The sequence below is a fragment of the Flavobacterium coralii genome, assembly GCF_019891545.1.
Classification (GTDB): Bacteria; Bacteroidota; Bacteroidia; order Flavobacteriales; family Flavobacteriaceae; genus Flavobacterium; species Flavobacterium coralii.
On the sequence record NZ_JAHDIU010000007.1, the window covers coordinates 1 to 24,303 of the forward strand.

19 protein-coding genes are annotated in these 24,303 nt (G+C 43.9%); 9 read left to right on the forward strand and 10 right to left on the reverse strand.

Annotated elements, in window-relative coordinates; all coding sequences use genetic code 11:
• The 6 genes from KJK34_RS10815 to KJK34_RS10840 form a co-directional block, all read right to left on the reverse strand.
• Positions 1-3,320: beta strand repeat-containing protein (locus KJK34_RS10815; protein ID WP_223053899.1), on the reverse strand; the 3,320-nt coding region annotated here is incomplete at its 3' end.
• Positions 3,321-3,336: 16 nt separating this feature from the next.
• Positions 3,337-4,464 carry an ABC transporter substrate-binding protein gene (locus KJK34_RS10820; RefSeq protein WP_223053900.1) on the reverse strand — a complete coding sequence of 376 codons (1,128 nt, stop codon included), beginning with the start codon at positions 4,462-4,464 and terminating at the stop codon, positions 3,337-3,339.
• A gap of 53 nt (positions 4,465-4,517) precedes the next feature.
• Positions 4,518-5,108: a phage tail protein gene (locus KJK34_RS10825; protein WP_223053901.1), complete on the reverse strand. Its 591-nt coding sequence runs from the start codon at positions 5,106-5,108 to the stop codon at positions 4,518-4,520.
• A 63-nt stretch (positions 5,109-5,171) separates the two neighbouring features.
• Positions 5,172-5,759 (reverse strand): phage tail protein, encoded by a 588-nt coding sequence (locus KJK34_RS10830; RefSeq protein WP_223053902.1) that lies wholly within the window; start codon positions 5,757-5,759, stop codon positions 5,172-5,174.
• A 371-nt stretch (positions 5,760-6,130) separates the two neighbouring features.
• Positions 6,131-7,474 (reverse strand): NADP-specific glutamate dehydrogenase, encoded by a 1,344-nt coding sequence (gdhA, locus tag KJK34_RS10835; RefSeq protein ID WP_223053903.1) that lies wholly within the window; start codon positions 7,472-7,474, stop codon positions 6,131-6,133.
• A 152-nt stretch (positions 7,475-7,626) separates the two neighbouring features.
• The gene (locus KJK34_RS10840; RefSeq protein WP_317196881.1) at positions 7,627-8,793 is read right to left on the reverse strand and encodes a cystathionine gamma-synthase; all 1,167 of its coding nucleotides are present in this window, start codon (positions 8,791-8,793) and stop codon (positions 7,627-7,629) included.
• 80 nt (positions 8,794-8,873) lie between these two features.
• Here KJK34_RS10840 and KJK34_RS10845 point away from each other — a divergent pair, with 80 nt between their 5' ends.
• Complete coding sequence (locus KJK34_RS10845; protein WP_223053905.1) at positions 8,874-9,668, forward strand: DUF3298 and DUF4163 domain-containing protein; 795 nt, start codon at positions 8,874-8,876, stop codon at positions 9,666-9,668.
• Here the strand turns inward: KJK34_RS10845 and KJK34_RS10850 are convergent, their stop codons facing one another.
• Positions 9,669-10,397 (reverse strand): metallophosphoesterase family protein, encoded by a 729-nt coding sequence (locus tag KJK34_RS10850; protein ID WP_223053906.1) that lies wholly within the window; start codon positions 10,395-10,397, stop codon positions 9,669-9,671.
• Between the two features lie 136 nt (positions 10,398-10,533).
• Here KJK34_RS10850 and KJK34_RS10855 point away from each other — a divergent pair, with 136 nt between their 5' ends.
• Positions 10,534-12,702, forward strand: coding sequence for a T9SS-dependent choice-of-anchor J family protein (locus KJK34_RS10855; protein WP_223053907.1), 2,169 nt, complete (start codon positions 10,534-10,536; stop codon positions 12,700-12,702).
• A gap of 97 nt (positions 12,703-12,799) precedes the next feature.
• On the opposite strand, the gene KJK34_RS10860 is transcribed toward KJK34_RS10855, so the two are convergent.
• The 3 genes from KJK34_RS10860 to KJK34_RS10870 all read right to left on the reverse strand — a co-directional run bounded on the left by KJK34_RS10860 (position 12,800) and on the right by KJK34_RS10870 (position 15,836).
• Positions 12,800-13,957: an ATP-binding protein gene (locus tag KJK34_RS10860; RefSeq protein WP_223053908.1), complete on the reverse strand. Its 1,158-nt coding sequence runs from the start codon at positions 13,955-13,957 to the stop codon at positions 12,800-12,802.
• Between the two features lie 186 nt (positions 13,958-14,143).
• Positions 14,144-14,896, reverse strand: a complete 753-nt coding sequence (locus tag KJK34_RS10865; RefSeq protein ID WP_223053909.1) for an SDR family NAD(P)-dependent oxidoreductase — start codon at positions 14,894-14,896, stop codon at positions 14,144-14,146.
• Positions 14,897-14,966: 70 nt separating this feature from the next.
• Positions 14,967-15,836: an aldo/keto reductase gene (locus tag KJK34_RS10870; RefSeq protein WP_223053910.1), complete on the reverse strand. Its 870-nt coding sequence runs from the start codon at positions 15,834-15,836 to the stop codon at positions 14,967-14,969.
• A 189-nt stretch (positions 15,837-16,025) separates the two neighbouring features.
• On the opposite strand from KJK34_RS10870, the gene KJK34_RS10875 reads away from it, so the two are divergent.
• The 7 genes from KJK34_RS10875 (at position 16,026) to KJK34_RS10905 (ending at position 24,288) form a co-directional block, all read left to right on the forward strand.
• Positions 16,026-17,030 (forward strand): AAA family ATPase, encoded by a 1,005-nt coding sequence (locus KJK34_RS10875; protein ID WP_223053911.1) that lies wholly within the window; start codon positions 16,026-16,028, stop codon positions 17,028-17,030.
• 84 nt (positions 17,031-17,114) lie between these two features.
• A complete protein-coding gene (locus tag KJK34_RS10880) occupies positions 17,115-17,981 on the forward strand; it encodes a DUF58 domain-containing protein (protein ID WP_223053912.1) in 867 nt (288 codons plus the stop codon).
• 18 nt (positions 17,982-17,999) lie between these two features.
• On the forward strand, positions 18,000-19,628 hold the full coding sequence (locus tag KJK34_RS10885) for a BatD family protein (protein ID WP_223053913.1): 1,629 nt from the start codon (positions 18,000-18,002) through the stop codon (positions 19,626-19,628).
• Between the two features lie 2 nt (positions 19,629-19,630).
• Positions 19,631-20,635 carry a vWA domain-containing protein gene (locus tag KJK34_RS10890; protein ID WP_223053914.1) on the forward strand — a complete coding sequence of 335 codons (1,005 nt, stop codon included), beginning with the start codon at positions 19,631-19,633 and terminating at the stop codon, positions 20,633-20,635.
• Positions 20,636-20,637: 2 nt separating this feature from the next.
• Complete coding sequence (locus KJK34_RS10895) at positions 20,638-21,675, forward strand: VWA domain-containing protein (protein WP_223053915.1); 1,038 nt, start codon at positions 20,638-20,640, stop codon at positions 21,673-21,675.
• On the forward strand, positions 21,672-22,472 hold the full coding sequence (locus tag KJK34_RS10900) for a tetratricopeptide repeat protein (RefSeq protein ID WP_223053916.1): 801 nt from the start codon (positions 21,672-21,674) through the stop codon (positions 22,470-22,472). Before KJK34_RS10895 ends, KJK34_RS10900 begins: the two co-directional genes overlap by 4 nt.
• 58 nt (positions 22,473-22,530) lie before the next feature.
• Positions 22,531-24,288, forward strand: coding sequence for a BatD family protein (locus tag KJK34_RS10905; protein WP_223053917.1), 1,758 nt, complete (start codon positions 22,531-22,533; stop codon positions 24,286-24,288).
• The last annotated feature ends 15 nt before the right edge of the window (positions 24,289-24,303 follow it).

A 24,303-nucleotide genomic window follows, 5' to 3' on the forward strand; every position in this document is an offset into this window, starting at 1 on the left:
GTACCTGTACCGCCGGTTACTGTTAAATCAACAGTACCGTTGCTGCCACCGTTGCAGCTTACATTAGTAGCTACACCCGCAGCTGAAAGTACAGTTGGCTCTGTAATAGTTACAGAAGCTGTACCTGTACAACCGTTGGCATCAGTTACCGTTACAGTATATGTACCGGCTGAAAGGCCTGTAAGGTCTTCTGTTACAGCACTGTTACTCCATACAAAAGTATAAGGAGCTGTACCGCCTGTTACAGTTATATCTGCTGATCCGTTACTGCCTCCGTTACAAGCAACATTAACTTGAGATGTTACTGAAACAGATGGTGCAGGCGGAGCAGTAATTGTTACGCTGTCAGTAGCTGTACATCCGTTTGCGTCGGTTACAGTTACAGAGTATGTTCCTGCCGCAAGGCCGGTTACAGAAGCTGTTATAGCTCCGTTACTCCATAAGTAGGTGTATCCGGCTGTACCGCCTGTTACACTTACTGTAGCCTCACCGTCATTGTTAGCACATGTAGCGTTATTATCTACAACTGCTGATGCATTAAGAGCAGTTGGCTGTGTTACAGTAGCTGAAACTGTACCTGTACATCCGTTAGCATCGGTAATGGTTACAGAATAAGTACCTGCCGAAAGACCTGTCCTGTCTTCTGTAGTTACGCCAACACCCCAGTCAAAAGTATAAGGAGCAGTACCGCCTGTTGGTGTAAGGTTTATTGCTCCTGTGTTACCACCGTTGCACGCCACATTGGTTACAACTGTTGTGCCCGATACTGCTGTTGTAGGCTCGATAACAGTAGCAGAAGCTGTGCCTGTACATCCATTAGCGTCGGTAATTGTTACAGAATAAGTACCGGCTGAAAGGCCTGTCCTGTCTTCTGTAGTTACGCCACCACCCCAGTCAAAAGTATAAGGAGCAGTACCGCCTGTTGGTGTAAGGTTTATTGCACCTGTGTTTCCACCGTTGCATGCTACATTGGTTACAACTGTTGTGCCCGATACTGCCGATGTAGGCTCGGTAACAGTAGCTGAAACTGTACCTGTACATCCGTTAGCATCGGTTATGGTTACAGAATAAGTACCGGCTGAAAGGCCTGTCCTGTCTTCTGTAGTTATGCCACCACCCCAGTCAAAAGTATAAGGGCCTGTACCACCTGTTGGTGTAAGGTTTATTGCACCTGTGTTACCGCCGTTGCATGCTACATTGGTTACAACTGTTGTGCCCGATACTGCCGCTGTAGGCTCGGTAACAGTGGCTGAAACTGTACCTGTACATCCGTTGGCATCAGTTATGGTTACAGAATAAGTACCGGCTGTAAGGCCTGTCCTGTCTTCTGTGGTTATACCTCCACCCCAGTCAAAAGTATAAGGAGCAGTACCACCTGTTGGTGTAAGGTTTATTGCACCTGTGTTACCACCGTTGCACGCTATATTGGTTACAACTGTTGTACCTGATAATGCCGTTGTAGGCTCGGTTAAGGTTGCAGAAGCAGTAGCTGTACAGCTGTTTGCATCTGTTACAGTTACAGTATATGTACCTGCTGCAAGACCATTAATAGAAGCTGCTGTTGCACCATTACTCCATAAATAAGTATATGGGGCTGCACCATTTGTTGCCGTAACCGTTAGGGCGCCTGTGGCTCCTCCGTTACACGCAATATTGGTTTGCGAACTTATTGAAGCATCTACACCTGAAACTGTTACGTTTACAGTGGTAGAAGCAGTTGCAAATCCGTCAGATACCTGTACAGTAAAGCTGTCGTTACCTGTGTAGTTAGCATTTGGTGTATAGGTTAAACCAACCGGAGTAACCTGGCCGCCATTACTTGAAGTACTGTAAGAAGCTGCCACAGTTCCGTTAGAAGCTGCTGAAGTTACACTCCACGTAAGGGTTTGGCCATTATTAGTATCATTTACTTGCAATAAGTTGTTTATAGAAACAGCAGTGCTGTTCTCACAAAGTGACAGTGCCTGGGTTGCCCCGCCTACAAAAGTTGGCGCACTGTTAGGGTTAGCAACAGTTACCGTAAATATTGTAGATGTACTGTTACATGTTGCAGTTTGTACCCTAACTGCTGCTACATATGTATTAGTAGGTGCGGTTGCGGGTACTGTTATAACTATTGGCGACGCCGGTAATGGCTGCGGAGTAGAAATGTTTGTAAAACCTGCAGCCAATGCCGTTGCCGACCATGTTATAGTATAGGTTACAGGGCTGTTAGTAGTTGCCGTATAAGGTAAATTTGCCGACGTAGAACCCTGAGGAACCGTAGGGCTTGTGCCAAGTGTTATGGTTGGCAAAGGATTTACCGTTATAGAGGCACTGCCATTCATGTCTTCCTGGCAACTGCCGCCATCGCTGGCTACAACTGTATAAGTACCTGCCGTAGTACGGGTACCAAACGAGATATTGTTTCCTGTACCGACTACCGGAGACCCTGACGGGTTAGCCCCAAGGTAAAGCTGGTAAGAAACACCTACATCAGAATCGGCAAGGCCGATAAATACGCCTGAACCTCCCTGGCAGAAAGAACCGCCACCGGTTACGTTATATACCGTTAAAGAACACGCAGGTGCATCAGGTGTAATATTAATACCTGAATAGTTTGATGGTAATATACCTAAATCAGTACTACCGCTATTTGTCCAGTTAGCAGGATTATTAATGGCTGCCCTTACAGTACTTGCAGTACCTGTAAGCGTGCCCGTATATTTATTGTAACCCACTTCAGGTCCCGGGTCAGGGAAAAGTGAAACACAGTTAACACCGTTTGTAAGCCCCGATGGAACTATAGATTCTGAACCAGCGTTAAGCGGCATAAGATCATTCCAAGTAGTGGTTGAATTATAGTTAGTACTGTTATAGTCACCATGCACACCCGAAATAAATGTAGGTGCAACGGGCCTTGCCCCGCTTGTACTTTGGTAGGCCAATATCTGGTCGCCACCAAGCAGGTTAAAGTTAACAGCAGAACCTGTAGGGTTTAACAGTGTAACCCCGTTTGAAGAGCCTGTAACCGTAAAGGTATTTGGTGCAGTTTCAACAACAGATACAATAGTACCTATTGTAGTTCCTGCGGGGATAACCCAGGATAAGTGAGGCTCAAACTCATTGTTCCAGCCGGTTGCACTCCACCCTTCTTCGGTAAAATAAAGGGTTTCTCCGGCAGGCAGATCCTTTAAAGCAATAATGGAAAAACCATCAGAGCCGCTAAAGTTATAACCTATAAAGGCTATATCTCCCGCCGCCAGCGATTGTGCACGCATACCCGTGACTGCAAAGAGCCCGAGGAGCAGCATCAAATAACAAGATAATTTTTGTTTCATGTAAAGATTGGATTAATTAATGACATAAGTAAGCGTTGTGCCAGCCCCCAAGCTTTGGAGGTACAGGCATTTGTAAAACCCTTTTCAGGAACCCCCCGTCATTTTTAAGGGTTTCAACCTGTTGAAATGAAAAATTGTTTTCGTCATAGGCAATTGTTTTAAATATATAATGGTTAAAAAATGTTCTGTTGGTTTCTTTATCAATAGTTATAATGCCCCTGGGCCCTTCTATAGCACAATTGGCAATAGTGCTGCACATAGCATCATAAGATTCCGCTCCTTTGCCAATTATTTCGCTCAATAGCAAATATGATTCATAGCCCAGCATTGCAAAAACAGTTGGCTCTTCGTTATGCTTTTCTTTAAAGGATGTATAAAAATCATCAGTAGCCATGCCGGGCATCCACGATGATACAACCAAAAATTCTCCTGCCGTATCTTGTTGAATAAAACCATTACTAATTGTAAATGGCGTTACATAATAGGGATAGCTGCCAAGCAGCGAAGTATTGGATATAAAATCTTTATGCTCCTGTGCATACAAACCGCTGTGGAAGGCAACAACCGCATCGGGCGAAGCTGATGTTATAGCCTGTTCCATACATTCCGGCTCATTTTCCCGTGGTTGGAATGGTGTAATATAATGCCCTGAAAATTGAAGTCCTGCCTCAGCAATACCACTTTCGAGCGCCATAAGCAAGCCATATCCGGCATCATAATATGACGTAGAAGTGCATATAGTATTGTACCCCTTTTCTTTTAGCGACCTGCCAAGCAGGTAAACCGATTCATTAAGTGCATAAGAGTTAATAAATACACCTTTTCTCTTTACAGAATTAAATGGCAGTGTGGCCCCCAGATCATTAACAATCAGTACAATATTATTCGATTCGGCATAACTGTACAGGTTATCAATATTGTTGTGCCCGGTAAAAGCAACAAAAACCTGCACATCGTCCTGCAAATGCATTTTCTGCATTTTGTCGATGGCAAGTTTATCATCATTCCCTATCCCAATACTCTCTATCAGAAATTTTACAGGCTGCTGCTTCAACTTTAAACCCTTTATAAAATCTGTCCCGATAGTTTTGTATTGTTCTGACAGCGGATATAAAACACCTATTTTTATCTGTTCACTGTTCATCAAAATATTTTTACAAAACAGGCCGGGGCAAACCTGTTACCCCGGCCTTATAATTAATTATCTCTTGGCGGAAAAATACCGTACAAACATATACTCGTATATACACCAAGATATGGGTCGCGTATATAAGTACTATTGTTATATCCTGAATTAGATGTACTGCCGGATATGGTGGAATGTGACGATATACCTCCTACTATATCATTATAGGTACCTCCTTCAGAAAATATATTAGGCGCACTACCGCCAGCCATAAAAGGCAGTGTTCCGCCATCTGTTACATTTATTCCCGGCCCTGCTCCTGTGGCAACTCTTGTTACAGTATTTATTGCTGCCATACCACTTACCAATTGATGGCTATGAGAGGGGAGGTTACTTAGTAGCAAAGTAACCGTTTCAGCCCCTCCTTTTTCACCTCTTGTTACTTGTGAAAGGCCGGGACCTGTGCCGGGGTGTACAATTGAGCGTCCACGTAAATCCGGAAGGCCAAATGTAGTTTGCCCGTCTCCCCCATAAGTAGTGCCAAGCAACGAATAAAGAGCCTGGTTTTGGGATATTGGCAGTAGCTGCCCGTCGCAAAAGGCCCATCCTTTAGGTGGAAAATTAAATCCGAAGGCCTTAATTACTCCTATAAATTCATCCATGTGTATTTCTGATTATAATTAATAATTAAATATTGCAGCTATTAACATACAATATTGCCTTTTTTAGTTCCTGGAAGGATATATTCCATATATACATATGCAGGTATAAATACCTAAATATGGGCTTCTTATAGAAAATGGCTGGCTACCGCCTGCCGCTCCTGTAGCGCCACTTATATAGCTTTGGCTTGTAATACCGCCTACAGTATCTGTTGGCGTGGCCGATTCTGAATACATATTAGGTGCAGAACCTCCTGCAGCAAACGGATAAGTCCCGTTATCCGGCACATTAACTAAAGGATCTCCGGCTACATTTACCTGCGTAGTTGTTGTTACAACTGCCTGTCCGTCAACTAAAACGTGGTTATGTGCAGGCATGTTAAGCACAGTTAGGGTTTCTGTTTCAGTCCCTCCCATTTGTCCCCATCTTATAGTGCTGAATCCGGGGCCTGTACCCGGGTGTACAATAGAGCGTCCCCGTAAATCAGGAAGGCCAAAAGTAGTGCGGCCGTCTCCGCCAAAGGTTGTTCCTAATAACGAAAAAAGCGCTGTGTTAGAAGAAATAGCCATTAACTGGCCGTCACAAAATGCCCACCCGCGTGGTGCGAAATTAAAGCCGAAAGCTTTGATTGCTCCCATAATCTCATCCATAATTGTTTAGATTTATTGGTTAATAATATTTTTTAGTTAAAAGTACCGTAGTACCCTGGATACATTGAACGCATTTATACCCGTTTTATAAAAACCGGTAAAAACACTTAATGCTGTAATTACAAAAAGTATATATAATTAAATAATAATTACAGAAAATACTGCAACTACAGCGTTATAGTAACTCTGCTAATATAAATAACATTTTATTATAATTAACATTTCATATTATATTTTTTAAGATAAAAAAGCATTCACAGGTAACTATATAACATAATAAGTAGTATATCTAAAAAGTTTTAAACATATTTAACAACAAAAAAAGCAGCTTAAATAAAGCTGCTTTTTGTAATATTTAATGTAAGTATCAATTACACCGCGCCTTGTGCCAGCATAGCATCAGCTACTTTTACAAACCCTGCAATGTTAGCACCTTTTACATAATCTATATAACCATCTTCTTCTGTACCGAAGGTTAAACATGCATAGTGTATGTTTGCCATGATTGACTTTAGTTTTTCATCCACTTCTTCCCTTGTCCAGCTAAGGCGAAGTGAGTTTTGAGACATTTCAAGGCCTGAAGTAGCAACACCGCCGGCATTACTTGCCTTACCCGGTGCAAATAACAGTTTGGCCTTCTGGAATGCTATTACCGCCTCAGGTGTACATGGCATATTAGCGCCCTCTGCCACACATATACAGCCATTTTTGATAAGCATTTCTGCCTCTTCACCATTAACCTCATTCTGGGTGGCACATGGCAGTGCAATATCACACTTTACTTCCCATGGCTGTCCGCCATCAATATATTTGGCATTGGTATATTTATCTGTATATTCTTTTATCCTGCCATAACAAACGTTTTTAATTTCCATGATGTATGAAAGCTTTTCTTCATTAAGGCCTTCTTCATCATAAATATATCCGCTGCTGTCGCTCATGGTTACCACCTTACCGCCAAGCTGCATTGCTTTTTCGGCAGCATATTGTGCCACGTTACCAGAACCTGATATAACTACTGTTTTACCGATAAAGCTGGTATCGCGGGTTGCAAGCATGCTCTGTGCAAAATAAACACAGCCATAGCCTGTAGCTTCAGGACGTATTAATGAACCACCGAAGCTTATGCCCTTACCGGTTAATACTCCTGTAAATTCATTACGTATCCTTTTATACTGCCCGTACATATAGCCAACCTCGCGGCCGCCCACACCAATATCACCCGCAGGTACATCTGTGTCAGCGCCAATATGTTTGCAAAGCTCTGTCATGAAAGCCTGGCAGAATTTCATTATCTCGTTATCTGATTTTCCTTTAGGATCAAAGTCAGAACCACCCTTACCACCACCCATAGGCAGGGTTGTAAGGCTGTTTTTAAACGTTTGCTCAAACGCAAGGAATTTTAATATACTAAGGTTTACAGATGGGTGAAAACGAAGCCCGCCTTTATATGGACCTATAGCCGAATTCATTTGTATCCTGTAACCCCTGTTTACCTGAACGTTGCCTGCGTCATCAAGCCACGTTACACGGAACATGATTACCCTTTCAGGCTCTGACATGCGCTCTAAAAGCATTTTACCCTGGTATTTAGGGTTCTTTTCTATAAACGGGATTACCGTTTCGGCAACCTCATGCACTGCCTGAAGGAATTCCGGTTCGTTAGGGTTCTTTTTAGAAACTGCGTCCATAAAAGATTGTACACTTCCACTCATATTGTAAAGATTTTAGTGTTTAAGAAAACGTTTTCGTTAATTACCGGCAAATATACATTTTTCTTATATACAGCTATATAATTTTGCCGATTGTTTATTTTTAAACCGTTATACTGTTAATGTTTTGCACAGCAACAGGTTAAAGCTGTATTTTATGCGTTAAAAGCCTGCTCCAGGTCGGCAATTAGGTCGTCTATATCCTCTACCCCAACGCTAAGCCTTACCATATCATCTGTAATGCCAAGTGCTTTCCTGTTTTCTTCGGGTATAGAGGCGTGTGTCATTAGCGCAGGGTGGTTGGCTAAAGACTCAACTCCGCCCAACGATTCTGCCAGTGTAAACACCTTTACCCTCTCTAAAAAGGCAATACTATCTTCCTTTTTACCCGATTTAAAGGTAAAGGTCACCATCCCGCCAAAGCCACCTTTCATCTGCTTTTTGGCAATGCTGTTATAGGGATGGCTTTCAAGCCCCGGGTAAAACACTTTACCTACCGCCGGGTGCTGCTCTAAATATTCGGCAACTTTTTGACCGTTTTCGCAATGGCGCTGCATGCGCAGGTGCAGGGTTTTGATGCCCCTAAGCACCAGGTAGCTGTCCTGAGGCCCAAGTGTGGCGCCGGTAGCAAACTGTGCAAAATGTAGCTTTTCGCCCAGCTCTTCGGTTTTTGCAACAAGTGCCCCCGCTATAACATCACTATGTCCGCCAAGGTATTTGGTGGCGCTGTGCATAACAATATCGGCACCCATGTTAAGGGGCTGCTGCAGGTATGGTGTTGCAAAAGTGTTATCTACTGCAAACAGCACCTGCTTTTCTTTGCATATAGCGGCAATAGCCTCTATATCGGCAAGCTTCATCAGCGGGTTGGTTGGCGTTTCTACCCAAACCAGCTTAGTATTTTCATTAAAAAGGCTTTTAAACTTATCAAGGTCATTCATATCCACAAAGTGGAACTTAATACCAAAGTGGCTGTATATGCGGCTGAACATACGGTAAGTACCGCCATACAGGTCGTCCATTGCAATAACCTCATCATTAGGCTTCAGCAGTTTCATAACACAATCGGTAGCGGCAAGCCCCGATGAAAAGGCAAGTCCGCGTGCGCCATTCTCTATACTGGCAAGTGCATTTTCCAGAGCGGTGCGCGTGGGGTTTGCCGCACGGCTGTACTCGTAACCGCTGTGAACGCCCGGGCTGGTTTGTGCAAATGTAGATGTCTGGAATACGGGAGGCATTACAGCGCCTGTAGCAGGTTCGTGCTGCTGCCCTCCATGAATGGCTTTTGTGTTAAATTTCATATAATTTAAATTCGTGTTTATATAAATTTTGAGCAAATTTACTGGAATTTGTTTATCCTTGCATAAGGATTTACCCCCTTTTACAAAACAATAACATTATTATGAAACATTACATAGCCCTGTTTATTGCTGCTTTTTTACTGTATGGCTGCAAGGATGAGAAAAAGAATACCGATGAAAACGAAGCCATTGAAAATGAAGCAGTAAAGCCACTAATCTTTGAAACCCGTTACTACAAGCAAACCAGCGATACCGACTGTAAGGAAAACTGCCCTATGGTAACTATAGAAGTACCGGAAGCCGCAGGCAGGCAGCCTGCTGCCGACAGCATTAACAAGCGCGTATTTGAGGTAGTGCGCTCTATAGTATATTTTGGAGAGAAGCCGTATCAGGCTAATTCTTATGATGAGATTATGAATTCTTTCATGAAATCGTATAAAGAACTGAAACGTGATTATCCAAAAGAAACCCTGGGCTGGGAAGGCAGGATTAAGGGTGAGGTTAGCTATAAAACCGACAGCATAATAAATATAAAGCTGAACAATTATATGTACACTGGCGGCGCGCATGGTTATGAGGGCAACCGTTCGCTTTTGTTTGACCCCGCCACCGGGCACAGCCTTACCCACCGCGACCTATTTAACGATGTTAAGGGCTTTACTGATTATGCCGAAAAGCAGTTCAGGAAAAAGTTTAAAATAAATGAAATGCAGCCTATCAACGGTACCGGTTTTTTATTTGAAGATGAAACCTTTGCACTGCCTCAAGCCATGTTCTTTACCAAAGAAGGCCTTTTGCTATACTACAACACCTATGAAATTTCATCGTATGCCGAAGGCCCTAAAGAGCTGCTGTTGCCTTATAAAGATATTAAGCAATACCTGAAAAGGATGTAATTAATTCCTGCCGTTTTCTTCCGGATACAGTTTATAAACCGGTTCGCTTTGCCAAAACTCTTTGGTATCGGCATCCATTACAGTGAGCGGGCCTTTAAAGGCAGCCCCGGTATCTACATTCCATATATTAGCTTTTAGTTGAGGCGTAGTCTCACCTATACGCGTTACAGGTGTGTGCCCTATAAAAATTTCATGATACAGCGTAAAACGCTTAGGGTACTGCGGGTGGTTATGGTCCAGCCTGTCATCAAGGGCAAGGGCTGTCTCCCAAAGTGTACGCTCCCAGTAAAACATGCGTGTAAAATACTCATGCTTAACCCCGTTGAGGTTGGTAAAACCGGCATGTACAAAAAGGCGGTTGTGCCCGTCGAGATAATAATCTTCCAGGCTTTCTAAAAAGAGTATATGCAGCTCAAGGCGGTCTTTACTTAAATCTTTATACTTTTCTGTAGTAAGCTGCCCACCGTGGGTAAACCATTGCTCTGTATATTCTCCTGTCTTAAGCCACTCCAAAAGCAGGTCATCATGGTTGCCACGCATAAAAATGCAGCGGTATTCTGATTTTAATTTAATAAGATAATCTATCACCTGCGGCGATTCTCCCCATCCGTCAACATAATCGCCTAAAAAAATCAGTTCGTCATTTTTTGTAACTTCTGCACGTTCCAAAACCTGCTGTAATGCCCTGTAAGCGCCATGTACGTCGCCAATTACAAGTGTTCTTCCCATAGCTCTTTTATATAATATTTATCAGCTAAAACCCTAAATCTATAATTTTTTTGTGTAAGTTAGTATTACCAGACCTGTTTTTTTGCCAATTATTTATTAAAACCTACAAAATTATAACTATAAAAAACAATTTGTTATGAAAGAAAAATTACTCGGTTTTTTACTGTTAGTTTTCACAGGTGCTTATGCACAAATACCTACAGAAGGATTTGAGCAGGCTTTTCCGCCTGCGGGTTGGACAATAACCGATAATGGTATTGGTGCCGGAGAAAGCTGGAGCCAAATACCTTTAGGAAGCCCTGCACTGCCACCTTATGCAGGCAATTATGCAGCCTACATACTTGGAGAGGATGTACCAACGGGAACTGCTGAAGACTGGCTTATAAGCCCTGCAATAACGGTACCGCCAAACGGAACTATTTCTTTTTACTCACGCCTGTTCCAGAATAATAACCAGGGGAGCCTGTACCGCATGATGATTACTAATAGCGACCCTCAGGATTTAAGCGCTTATACTTTGCTGCAACAATGGACAGAAACAGAAATTAATCCCTCACAAGCCACATATACACAAAAGATTGTAAGCATACCATCTGTATATACAGGTACACAGGTGCATATTGCTTTTGTGCTGGTTACAGATGATGGTGATGGCTGGCTTGTTGATGAGGTATCGGTTACAGAAGGTTGTGTGCAACCGTTAAATGTAATGATAAGCGAAGCAACAGGTACCGAGCTGACCGTAAGCTGGGAAGATGCGCCGGGCGTATCTGATTATGAGATAATAATTCTGCCTGCCGGAGTTCCCTTTACCGGGAATGAGCAGGGTATTGTTACAACCTCGAACTCTTATGTATTTACAGGACTTACAGAAGATTCCGTATATCAGGTTTATATACGCAGCCTTTGCCCGCAGGGAGGCGTAAGCGAATGGGCAGGGCCTGTTTACAGCGGTATTTTAACAAGCAACACACTTAGCGGCACAGTTACTTTTGATGCGGATGGAGACGATAATTGTGAGGAAGTAGATATTGTGCCTTTTGTGCCGATTGCTGTTAATATAGATGGACTGTTTGCTTACTACACCTATACTGATATGAACGGGGAATATACCATTTATAATATCGGAGATGGCGAAAGCACTATTATATTGCAGCCGGAACCGCAATCATTTTTTCCTACAGTAGAAGCTGTTACGGTATCGGTAAACTTTGACGGTTCAACGACAGAGGAAACTGCCGATATTTGCCTGCCTCAGCCCGAAAGCTTTATTGATGCTGCAATAACGCTTACCCCTATTAACGCTGCAAGGCCGGGCTTCCAGGCGTACTATAACCTGACCGTGCGTAACAATGGCAGTATGCCCCTTAATAACGTTACCGCTACTGTTACTTTTGATGATAACAGGTTTGATTATACCTCATCCGAGGGCAACAGTGCTGCAACGGGCAATATCATTACTTTTACCATTGGCGATTTAAATGCATTTGCTGCAGAACATTACATGATAGACCTCTATACGCTTGCACCGCCTGTAAATGTTGGGGGAGAAGTGGTTAGCTTTAACCTGGAAGTTATGCACGATGAAACAGATGACAATCCTGATGATAACACAGCCGTTACACAGCAAACCATAATTAACTCGTGGGACCCTAATGATATTATTGTGCATGAAGGCCCCGAAATACTTTTAGAACAGGCTGATGATTATTTAACCTATACTATCAGGTTCCAGAATACGGGTACGGCATCAGCTATAAATGTAAGGCTTGAAAATGAACTTGAGGAAAAACTGGACTGGGATACTTTTCAGCCGATAGCGGCAAGCCATGATTATACGGTTAACCGTGAAGAAGGCGATCTTGAGTTTTTATTTAATGATATAAACCTGCCGGATGATGAAAGTGACGAGCCGGGCAGCCACGGTTTTGTAACCTACAGGATTAAGCCGCAAAGCACTGTAGTATTAGGCGATATATTTTATAATGGGGCAGGTATATTCTTCGACTTTAACGAGCCCGTAATTACCAACACCGCCGAAACTGAGATTGTTGCCGAAACATCAGGGCTTACAGATGCCCTTCAAAACAAGGTCTCAATATATCCTAACCCGGTGGTTAATTACCTCAATATTAATACCGATGGCAGTGAACTGTATACCATCACTATTTACGACCTTAATGGCAGAAAATGCCTTACAGGGTCAGGTGAAAAGATGGATGTATCTTCATTAAGAGCAGGGTTATATCTTGCAGAAGTTACAACTCAAAATGGTACTTCGGTATTTAAGCTTGTAAAACAGTAGTATATTAAAAAACAGGAATTTTAAGCCGCACTTTTTGAGTGCGGCTTTGTTTTTATATTTACCAAAAAGGGAAAATTCATTTTGATTAAGCTGTAACTTACTCCGATTCAGCAGGCCTGTCATACTTCATTTTGCGCAGTACCCGCATGGCTTCCTTAAAAGAAACATATACCGAAGCGTCAGGAAATGCCTTAAGGTAAGGCTTGGCTTCCGCCAGTCTGTACTTGGCATCCTCAAAACCGTTGAGGTAACATATCATGAGCGTGTGGGGCAGGTTGCGCAGGTCGCGTTCCTCCCGTTCAGAAAGCGCTAATCCTTTCTCAAGCTTTGCAATAAGCGAAAGGTTGGCATTATAGATATGGTACATCATTTTGCGGTTGTACTGCGGTGGGTCGAACAACATCTGGCTCTCCATGTTATAGTAGCCGTTATCATGAAAATGGATGCTTACTTTTTCTAATGGGTAATAGCTGGTTTTGTCATTTAGCCCTAACGATACATATTCGGTTATAGAAAAAGTGTCATCTGTTAAATCGATGCTTACCTCATCCAGCGCCGAATAAAAAAGCTTTACCTGCTCATTAATCAGCTCTATATCTACACGTGAATAATAGGTGTTGCCCTTAACCACTTTTTTATTCCCTGCCCAGCATACAATAAACAGTTCTTTAAAAACCCTGTAGCCCGAAGCCATATCTTTGTGGCGATTGTTTAAAAAATCTATTACGCCTTCCAGCGTATGGCCTATGCTGTTCCGCGAGCTGTTCTCTATATCAATTACCGTAGCAGTATTCTGGTAGTTCATCTCTTCTGCTTTTTCTACGGGTACAGAATTGCTGCCCCTGCGCATAAAAGCAGTACCGTAGGGTATGGTGTGTACCGGCTTTTTAAAATAAGATATCTTGTTGTTGGGCCTTATGGTAACAAGGCCCACAACCTTGTCTTTTGGCAACCCGGGGAAGGGTACATTTTCATATTGTATGCGTGGCGGGTTATCAAGATAAGCGTTAACCAGGTTTTGTATACGGCTATCATCATAAAAGTCTGTGCCCACAATCTCATTATCCTTATCCTCAACCCCCACCACAATATAAGAGTTATTAGATGGGTTAGAGTTGCTAAGGGCACATATATGCTTCACGAATTTACCCTTACCCTCTTTAGTATGCAAGTTTAACTGACGCTTTTTGTCATAAAAACTGCTCTCATCATTGTGAGCCAGCAGGTTTTTTATGAGCAGGCGCTTGTTAATCATTACGGGTTACGGGTTATGAGTTGCGGGTTACGGGTTGCTGTTATAAATATACACACTAATAATTATATAAACCTTACTCAATAATAATGGTTCGGCTTCCATTTCGAGCTTGCCGAGAAATCTATCCCTTTGACAAAAAGATTTCTCAATTTCGCTTCGCTTCATTCGAAATGGAACAAATCTCAATTATACCGATTTATTCAAAATAGTTGCAGAGGCCTGTGCCGTAGGCAGTACCATTAAGTCAGCTATATTTACATGATACGGGCGTGTAACCACAAAGGTTATAATATCGGCAATGTCATCAGCTTTAAGCGGTTCGTAGCCTTTATAAACACCGGCTGCACGGTCAGTGTCGCCTTTAAAGCGCACTTCGCTGAATTCCGTTGCCACAAGCCCGGGGTTAATAGCACCAACCCTAATGCCATACTGGTTAAGGTCCATACGCATACCCTGATTAATGGCATCTACCGCATGTTTGCTGGCACAATACACATTACCGTTAGGGTAAACCTCTTTACCCGCAATAGAGCCTATGTTTATAATATGCCCATGCCTGCGCTCTACCATTCCGGGTATAATGGCTCTCGATACATACAGCAAGCCCTTAACATTAATATCCATCATCGAGTCCCAGTCGTTCAGGTCGCCGTTTTGTATCGGGTCAAGCCCATGTGCATTCCCCGCGTTGTTTACCAGTATGTCAATATTCTTCAGGTCATCAGGAATACTTTCTATCGAAGCGGTAATGGCCTCTTTATCGCGCACATCAAAGTTAAGGGTGTGCACGCGCGTTAGCGGTGCAAACTCATCCTGAAGCTCTGCCAGCCTGTCGTCGCGGCGCCCGCACAGTATAAGCCTGAAATGGTTCTTGGCAAAATATTTTGCCGTTGCCCTTCCTATACCGCTGGTTGCCCCTGTTATCAATGCTGTTTTCATATTTTTAATTTAAAGATTCAACAATTTAAGATTGAAAGATTGTGGATTCCCCCTTTGGGGTTAGTGGGCTCTACGGCACCTTCTCCCCCATGCTCTCCGTCCAGATGGCAAACCAGTCTTCCAGCTCAAGCTGCACATCGGCAGCCTTCATCTGGTTCTTTAACCTCTCAGAGTTTGCAGAGCCGGTTACCGGGATAATCTTTGCCGGGTGGCGCAGTATCCATGCCAGCAGTATTACATCAGCTGTAACCTCATATTTCACCACAAGTTCCATAAGCAGCGTCCTCAGCCTTTGTGTTTGCTCGGTATCCGTTTTAAACACACAGCCAATAGGGCTCCAAGCCAACGCCCTTATGTTGTTAAGGTGCATATAATCAAGCGAACCATCCAGCATCGGCTGGTAGGCCGTTGCCGAAAATTCTATCTGGTTACAAAAAACCTCGGTGCGCGAGCGTATAAGTTCCGTCTGGCTGTTGGTAAAGTTAGATACCCCGAAAGCTTTGATTTTTCCATCAGCTTTCAGTTGCTCTGCCGCTTCTGCAATTTCGTCAGGTTCCATAAGCGGGCTGGGGCGGTGCAACAACAGCACGTCGAGATAATCGGTTTGCAGGTTTTTTAAAGAACCTTCGGTAGATTTTATAATGTACTCTTTGCTATAGTCATAATGTTTAATGCGGTTGTTGCGGTTGCCCATAACGTGCTGTATGCCGCATTTAGAGATAAGCTGCATTTGCTCCCGCGCTATGCCGCTGTGCTTAAACGCCGCACCAAACTCAGCCTCGGTGGTATAGCCGCCATAAATATCGGCATGGTCAAAAGTGGTGATGCCATATTCCAGGCACGAATGTATAAGGGCTGCCATTTCGGTTGTGGTAAGGTTTTTGCTCCACACTCCCCAGTTCATGGCACCCGCAATTATAGGTGATAAGGTAATTTTCATTGAAAATAGAACAGTTATTATGATTTTAGAATGCGATGCTAAAAATAGGAAAAATCTGCTTGCTAAAGCTTTAGCACAGTGTAACATTCCGCCCGATTTAACAACTCATTAACAAGCAATACATATTAAATTTCAATTTGCACCGTTACTTTAACATTATTAACTTCACAGCACCAAAAGATAAATAATATGGAAGAAAATACTGCTACTTTAGACATAAGGGCAATTAATGAAAAAATAGAAAGGGAAAGTGCCTTTGTAGACCTCCTGACAATGGAGATGAACAAAGTGATAGTTGGGCAAAAGTATATGATAGAAAGGCTGCTTATAGGGCTTTTGGGTCAAGGCCACATATTACTTGAGGGTGTGCCGGGGCTTGCCAAAACCCTTGCCATTAACACGCTTAGCCAGGCAGTGCACGGCAGCTTCAGCCGTATTCAGTTTACGCCCGACCTGCTTCCTGCCGATGTGGTGGGAACCCTTATCTACAACATTAAGCAAAATGAATTCTCCATAAAAAAAGGGCCTATATTCGCCAACTTTGTTTTAGCTGACGAAATTAACCGTGCCCCCGCAAAAGTGCAGAGTGCGCTGCTGGAAGCCATGCAGGAAAAGCAGGTAACCATTGGCGAGGAAACCTTTAAGCTGGAAAAGCCTTTCCTGGTTATGGCTACCCAAAACCCGGTAGAGCAGGAAGGTACTTACCCGCTGCCTGAAGCACAGGTTGATCGTTTTATGCTGAAGGCGGTTATAGATTATCCTAAAATTGAAGATGAAAGGCTGGTAATACGCCAAAACCTGAAAGGCGCTTTTGAGAAAGTAAACCCGGTAGTATCGCTGGAGCAGATATTGCGTGCACAGCAGGCCGTGCGTGAGGTGTATATGGATGAAAAAATAGAGAAATACATACTCGACCTGATATTTGCTACACGTTTCCCTGAGCAGTACAAACTTGACAGCCTTAAGCCGCTTATCAGCTTCGGCTCATCGCCAAGGGGAAGTATCAACCTTGCCATAGCTGCCAAGTGCTACGCGTTCATAAAACGCAGGGGGTATGTAATTCCGGAAGACGTAAGGGCGGTAGTGCACGATGTACTGCGCCACAGGATAGGCATTACCTATGAAGCCGAAGCCGAGAACATAACCTCTATGGATATCATCAATAAAATAGTAAACCAGGTTGAAGTGCCATAAAATTTGTTCAAAGTTTAAGGTTTAAAGTTAAGAGATTAGCTTGCTCAACTTGAACCTGGAACATTAAACTTTAAACAAAAGAAAATGGATACAAAAGAGATACTTAAAAAGGTTCGGAAAATAGAGATAAAAACCCGTAGGCTGAGCGACCACATTTTCTCGGGAGAGTACCACACATCTTTCAAGGGGCGAGGTATGACCTTTAGCGAAGTGCGGCAGTACCAGTTTGGCGACGATGTGCGTGCTATAGACTGGAATGTTACCGCCCGCTACAACGAACCCTACATAAAGGTTTTTGAAGAAGAGCGCGAACTCACCATGATGCTTATGGTAGATGTAAGCGGCTCTGAAAGCTTTGGGTCGCAAAACGCTTTTAAAAAAGATATTGTTACCGAGATTGCTGCCACTATGGCATTCAGCGCTACGCAAAACAATGATAAAATAGGGCTGATATTATTTTCAGACCAGATTGAGCTTTACATACCACCCAAAAAGGGTAAAAGCCATGTACTGCGCATTATCCGGGAGCTGATAGAGTTTACGCCAAAGAGTAAAAAAACAGACTTGGCGCAGGCACTAAAATTCCTGAGCGGGGTACAAAAAAAGAAAGCTATTGTTTTCCTGATATCCGACTTTATTACTGAAGGTTATGAGCACACCCTGAAGATTGCCGCCAAAAGGCACGATGTAACGGGTGTGAGGGTTTATGACCACCGCGAGGAGCAGATGCCCAACCTGGGCATTGTGAACATGACAGATGCCGAAACGGGCGAATCGGTGCTTGTAAACACAGGCTCTAAGCAGGTAAGGCTACAGTATGAAAAGTACTATCAGGATAAGGTAAAATATTTTAAGGAAACCTTTAGCCGTTGCGGTGCAGGGGCGGTAAGCACCCGCACAGACGAATCGTATGTTACCAGGCTCCTCGGCTATTTTAAAGCCCGGGCATAATCACGTTGTTATACAACCATGAAACAAATAAAACTACATAAATACTTTACTGTTTTCATGCTTTTGGCGGCTGCAACATTGTTTGCACAACAGCCAAAAGTAGAAACGAGTATTGATTCTACCCGCATAAAAATAGGCTCGCAGTTTAACCTTACGCTAAAGACAACTGTTGATACAGCAGCTAAGGTAAACTTCCCCGAAGGTAAGAACTTCGGGCAGCTCGAGGTGTTGGAAAGCTACCCGGTAGATACCGTGCGCAAGGGGGCAATGTATGAGCTTGTCAAAAAATACGGGCTCACGCAGTTTGACTCCGGGCGGTATGTAGTACCGCAGCTACCTGTTTTTATAAACGACACCAATATAAAAACCGACTCGGTCGCGATAGAAGTTACTCCTGTAGCGGTAGATACACTGCAACAGAAAATGTACGACATTAAAGATGTGGCTACTGCATCGGGCAGTAACAGCTTCTGGATCTGGCTGCTTGCAGGCATACTCATTGCAGCGGCAATAGCTTTTGGTGTATGGTTGTTTATTAAAAAACGTAAAAAACCGGAAGTTAAAGAGGAAGAAGTGCATTATACTTCTCCTATAGAGAAAGCCACAACACAGCTAAAAGCGCTTGAAGGCAAAGCATTACTTCAAAAAGGCGCGGTTAAAGATTATTACAGCGAACTTACCGATATTGCCCGTACCTACATAGAAGAGGCCATACACATACCGGCAATGGAGAGCACCACCGGAGAACTGATAGAAGCCATGCGCAACGCCGTACGCCGCAAGAACATGAAGCTGACGCAGGAAACCTTTGAAGAGCTTGAGAAAGTACTCCGTAATGCCGATATGGTAAAATTTGCCAAGGTGCGCCCTGTTGACTTTGAGATTGCCGAAGACCGCAGCCGTATAGAAAAAACCATCGTTAAGATAGACCAGAGCATACCGGAGGAAAAAGAGGAAGATGAAGAGCATACCCTTTCATGGCTTGAGGCACAACGCAAAAAAGAGGCCATGCAGAAGCGAAAGAAAAAACGCATCATTATTATTGTTGCGGCAGTAGTAGTGTTGCTTACAGGTTTATTTTTCGTGGGCAGGGCCATTGCTTTGAAAGCTTACGGCGAAAGCAGCGAGCAGCTTTTAGCCGGAGAATGGATTAAAAGCGCCTACGGCAGTCCGCCAATAGTAATAGAAACGCCCAAAGTGCTCGTACGCCAGGATGTTGAAAAATTATATCCTGAAAATGCAATGGCAATTTATAAAGAAATGCAGGTGTTTAGCTACGGGACGCTGGGCGGCCATTTTAACGTAAGCGTAAGCACCATGCGCTATAAGCAGGAAATAGACCCCGACCTTGCCCGTACTGCCGAAGGCTACATACAGGTTATGGAAGCCGCAGGTAGCAGGGATATCATCGTAAAAACTGAGGAATTTGCCACTCCTGGCGGATTGCAGGGGTTACGTGCCTATGGTAATATGGCTACGCCGCACCCGGTAACCAAACAAATGCAGCGCATGTATTATGAACTGCTTTTCTTTAAGCAGGAAAACGGCCTCCAGATAGTATCAATTATGTACCGTGAGGGCGATGAGTATGGCGCACAGGTGCTTGACAGGGTTAAGAATTCCATCGAAATATATAAATTGAACTAACAATGGGAGACGTTACTTTTTTACATCCTCAAATGTTTTGGCTGTTCCTGCTGCTCCCTGCGGCAATAGGCTGGTACATCTGGAAAAGGAAACAGCAAACGGCAACGCTCACCATAAGCACGCTAAACGGCTTTAAGGCTGCCCCTTCTTTATTAGCAAAATTAAAACCTGCATTGTTCGTACTGCGGCTGCTGGCACTCAGCGCCATGATAGTAGCACTTGCCCGCCCGCGCAGTGTAGATGTAAGCAGCAAAATACGTACAACAAGAGGTATCGATATTGTTATGGCAATGGACGTTTCGGGCAGTATGCTTGCCAAAGACCTTAAGCCTAACCGCCTTGAAGCCCTTAAAGATGTAGCCGCCACCTTTGTAGATAACCGCCCTAACGACAGGATAGGGCTTGTTGTTTATGCCGGGGAGAGTTACACCAAAACTCCCGTAACCAGCGATAAAGAACTTGTCAAACAGGCAATACAATCGGTTAAGTATGACGATACCGTTTTACAGGATGGTACCGGTATTGGTGTAGGCCTTGCTACAGCCATTAACCGCCTTAAGGAAAGCAAGGCAAAAAGCAAGGTAATAATACTGCTTACAGACGGGGTTAACAATGCCGGTTTTATAGACCCGCGCATGGCTGCCGAAATAGCTAAAGAGTATGACATTAAAGTATATACCATTGGCATCGGTACAAACGGCAACGCTATGTTCCCCTATGCTAAAACTGATGACGGCCGCTTTTTATACCAGATGATGAAAGTGGAGATAGACGAATCGCTGATGAAGGAAATTGCCAAAACTACCGACGGGCAGTACTTCAGGGCAACAAGCAACAGCAAGCTAAAGGCTATTTATGACGAGATAAACAAGCTGGAAACTACCGAGATAAACGAAGAGAAGTTTTATAATTATGACGAAAAGTACCGCCCGTGGGTATTAGCCGCGCTAGGGCTGCTGCTTGCAGAGGTACTGCTTAGAAAAACCGTTTACAGAAGCTTTATTTAACCATGTACGAATTAGACGAACCCAAATACCTGTATCTTTTAGGCATAGTGCCCGTGCTGGTGCTGCTGTACCTCATCAACCTGTGGTGGCAGCGCAAAAAACAGCGCGAGTTTGGCAATACCGAGCTTGTAAAACGGCTAACGCCGGAGCGTTCGGTATTTAAGCCTGCGTTAAAGCTGGCATTTATACTGCTTGGGCTGTCAGGCATAATTATTGCGCTGGTAAACCCTAAAATAGGTACCAAGACCGAAACCGTTAAACGCGAGGGTATTGATATTGTGTTTGCCATAGATGTATCTAAGAGTATGCTGGCAGAAGATGTTGCGCCAAGCAGGCTCGAAAAGTCGAAGCAGATAGTATCGCAAATAATAAACGAATTGGGTAACGACAGGATTGGTATAGTGGGCTATGCCGGGAGCGCCTACCCTGTTTTACCCATAACGTCAGATTACAGCGTGGCTAAAATGTTCCTGCAAAACATGAATACCGATATGGTTTCCTCTCAGGGTACTGCCATAAGCGAGGCGCTGGAGCTTGCAACTACTTTTTTTGACGACCCGCAAACCAGCAAGCTGGTTATATTGGTATCTGACGGTGAAGACCACGGGCAGGACAGTATTGAAGCGGCAAGGCTGGCAAAAGAAAAAGGCATTAAAATAATAACCGTGGGCGTGGGTACCGAAAAGGGCGGCCCCATTCCGCTAAAGCGAAACGGTATTACAGAGAGCTTTAAGCGTGATAATAATGGCGAGGTGGTGGTTACAAAAATGTACCCCAACGAGCTTAAAGCAATAGCCGAAGCCACACAGGGAGGCTACGTTTATGGCGGCAGCACACGCGATGTAGAGCAATATGTGTCTAAAGCACTTGAGAACGTAGAAAAGACAGAATTTGAGTCGAAAGAAATATCACTGTATGAGTCGCAGTTTCAATGGTTTTTAGGAGCGGCTTTTGTTTTGCTGTTCCTCGAAATTTTTATGCTGGAAAAACGCACAGCGTGGATTAGGAAACTTAACCTGTTTAACGAAAAAGAACAATGAAGCTGAAAACCTCATTTACATACATTATGCTGCTGATGGCAGTGCTTGCTTTTTCACAGGAAGAAGATAAAAAATACCTGCCAAAGGGTAACAGGCAGTATAACGATAAAGAGTATGCCTCGGCAGAAGCCAATTACCGGATAGCACAATCTCAAAACCAGGGCAACAACAAAGCATCTTATAATCTGGGTAATGCCATTTACAGGCAGGGGCAGGAAATTGAGGCTGCCTATGCCTATCTTAAAGCGGTAGAAGGCTCTGACGACAAGTCGCTAAAGCATAAGGCATATCATAATATAGGCAATGTGCTGATGAAGACAAAAGATTATCAAAAAGCAGTGGAAGCCTATAAGAATGCCTTACGCAATAACCCGTATGACGAGGAAACCCGTTATAACTTTGCCCTTGCCAAAAAGATGCTGAAAGAAAACCCGCCCAAGCCGCAGCCTCCGCAGGACCAGAACAAGGACCAGAAAGACAAGCAGGACAAAAGCAAGCAGCCGAAAGACCAGGGCGGCGGTGGCGGTGGCGACAATAAGGATAAAGGAGACAAGGGCGACCAGAAAGATAAAGATAACAACAAGGACAAAGGCGATCAAAAAGATAAAAGCCAGGGCAAAGACAAAGAAGATAAAGCAGGCGACGGTGGCGAGCAGGAGCAGGATGGCCCAAGCCCGGGCAGGCAGCGCATGGAAAACCTGCTGGATGCCATGAACAATGAAGAAAAAAAGATACAGGACAAGGTTAACGCACGAAAAGTAAAGGTGCAGCCCAAACAGCCTGAAAAAGACTGGTAACGGCCTGATGATTGATACTGATTTGAAACTGTTTTCAGATTAAGGATTAGAGAAAGCAATGAAAAAACACATCTTACTATTATTGCTGTTGTGCCTGCAGGCAGTTCTTGCCCAGCAGGTAGAATTTAAAGCGGTTCCGAGTAAAACCACGCTGGGCGTTAACGAGCGCCTCAGGGTGGAGTTTACCATGAATGAGGACGGCGATAACTTTAACCCGCCTTCGTTTGAGGGTTTCAGGGCATCGGGACCAAGCCAAATGATAAGCAACTCGTGGGTAAACGGCAAGCGTACCTTTAGTAAAACCTATACCTATGTGCTTACGCCAACAGCACGGGGTACCTTTACCGTTGGGCAGGCAAGTATCGAAATTAATGGTGAAACCTATAAAACCATACCTTTTAAGGTTACTGTTACCGCAGCCGTAAAAAATGCCAATGATCCTAACGCACCCCAACAGGACGCAGGCGAAGGCATACATGTAGTGGCAGAGGTAAGTGACACCAACCCGTATGTAAATGAACCTATAAGCGTGGTTTACAAATTATATGTAAGCCCAAATGCCAGCGTGCGTGGCACCCGCCAGGTAGATGTACCGCAGTTTAACGACTTCTGGAGCCAGGATATACCCGTTAAAGATAATGGCGTGCAGCAGGGTACTTATAATGGTGAAAGCTATCGTTATGTGGTGCTTAAAAGGGTTGTGCTGTACCCGCAAAAAAGCGGCAGGCTTGAGATTGAGCCGCTTACTCTTGAACTGACTATTGATGTGCCGACAGGCCGCAGGGACTTTTTCGGGAACCAGTTCATGACGCAGGTTAACAAAAATATGTCGAGTGGTACCAAATACATCAATGTAAAACCGTTGCCGGAAAACGGCAGGCCGGCAGATTTTAACGGTGCAGTGGGTAAATTCGACTTTAAGGTAACGCCGAATAAAACAAAGCTTAATGCAGGCGAATCGTTACAACTAAATGTATCTGTAAGCGGTACGGGCAACCTTAAACTCTTTACATTGCCTAAGCCCGTAGTGCCATCTGCTCTTGAAATGTATGACCCTGAGCATAGGGAAAACATCTCAATACCGCTTAGCGGCATGCGCGGCAGCATATCTGATAATTATACCATCATTCCGCAAAATAAAGGCAAGTATCCTGTAAAAGCAATGTCGTTCTCTTATTTTGATACTTCGGCAGGCAGGTATAAAACCATCACATCTGATGAAATTATGATAGATGTGCAGGACGGGCCTGTATCTGCCGGGGGCGATGCTACCGCTATGGGCTCTGGCACAGCAAAGCAGGATGTAAAAACAAGGGAGCAGTTCCGCTTTGTTGATCTTGCTACATCTCTTAAGCCTATAGGCCAAAAAGACTTTTTTGGTTCGGGATTATTCTATGTGCTGCTTTTTGCACCTTTCCTTGCAATACCATTTATAGTACTGGCAAAAAGGCAAAAGCAGGCACGAGATAACGATGTTACAGGCAACCGCATACGCAAAAACAACAGGCTTGCCAAAAAATACCTGGGTGAAGCCAAAAAGCAACTGGGCAACAAAGAACCGTTTTATGTGGCGATGGAAAAAGCCCTGCACAACTTCCTGAAAGCAAAGCTGAACATTGAAACATCTGAAATGACGAAACCTAATATACAGGAGCTTCTGCTTACAAGAGGCGCTAAAGCCGAAACGGTTGAGGAGTTCATTAAGATAATGAACAGTTGCGAGTTTGCCAGGTATGCGCCATCAAGCGGGGCAGCCATGCAGCAGGATTATGACAATGCCGTTAAAGTAATAACTAAGCTTGAAAAAGAAATTTAGTACGTATTATGTATA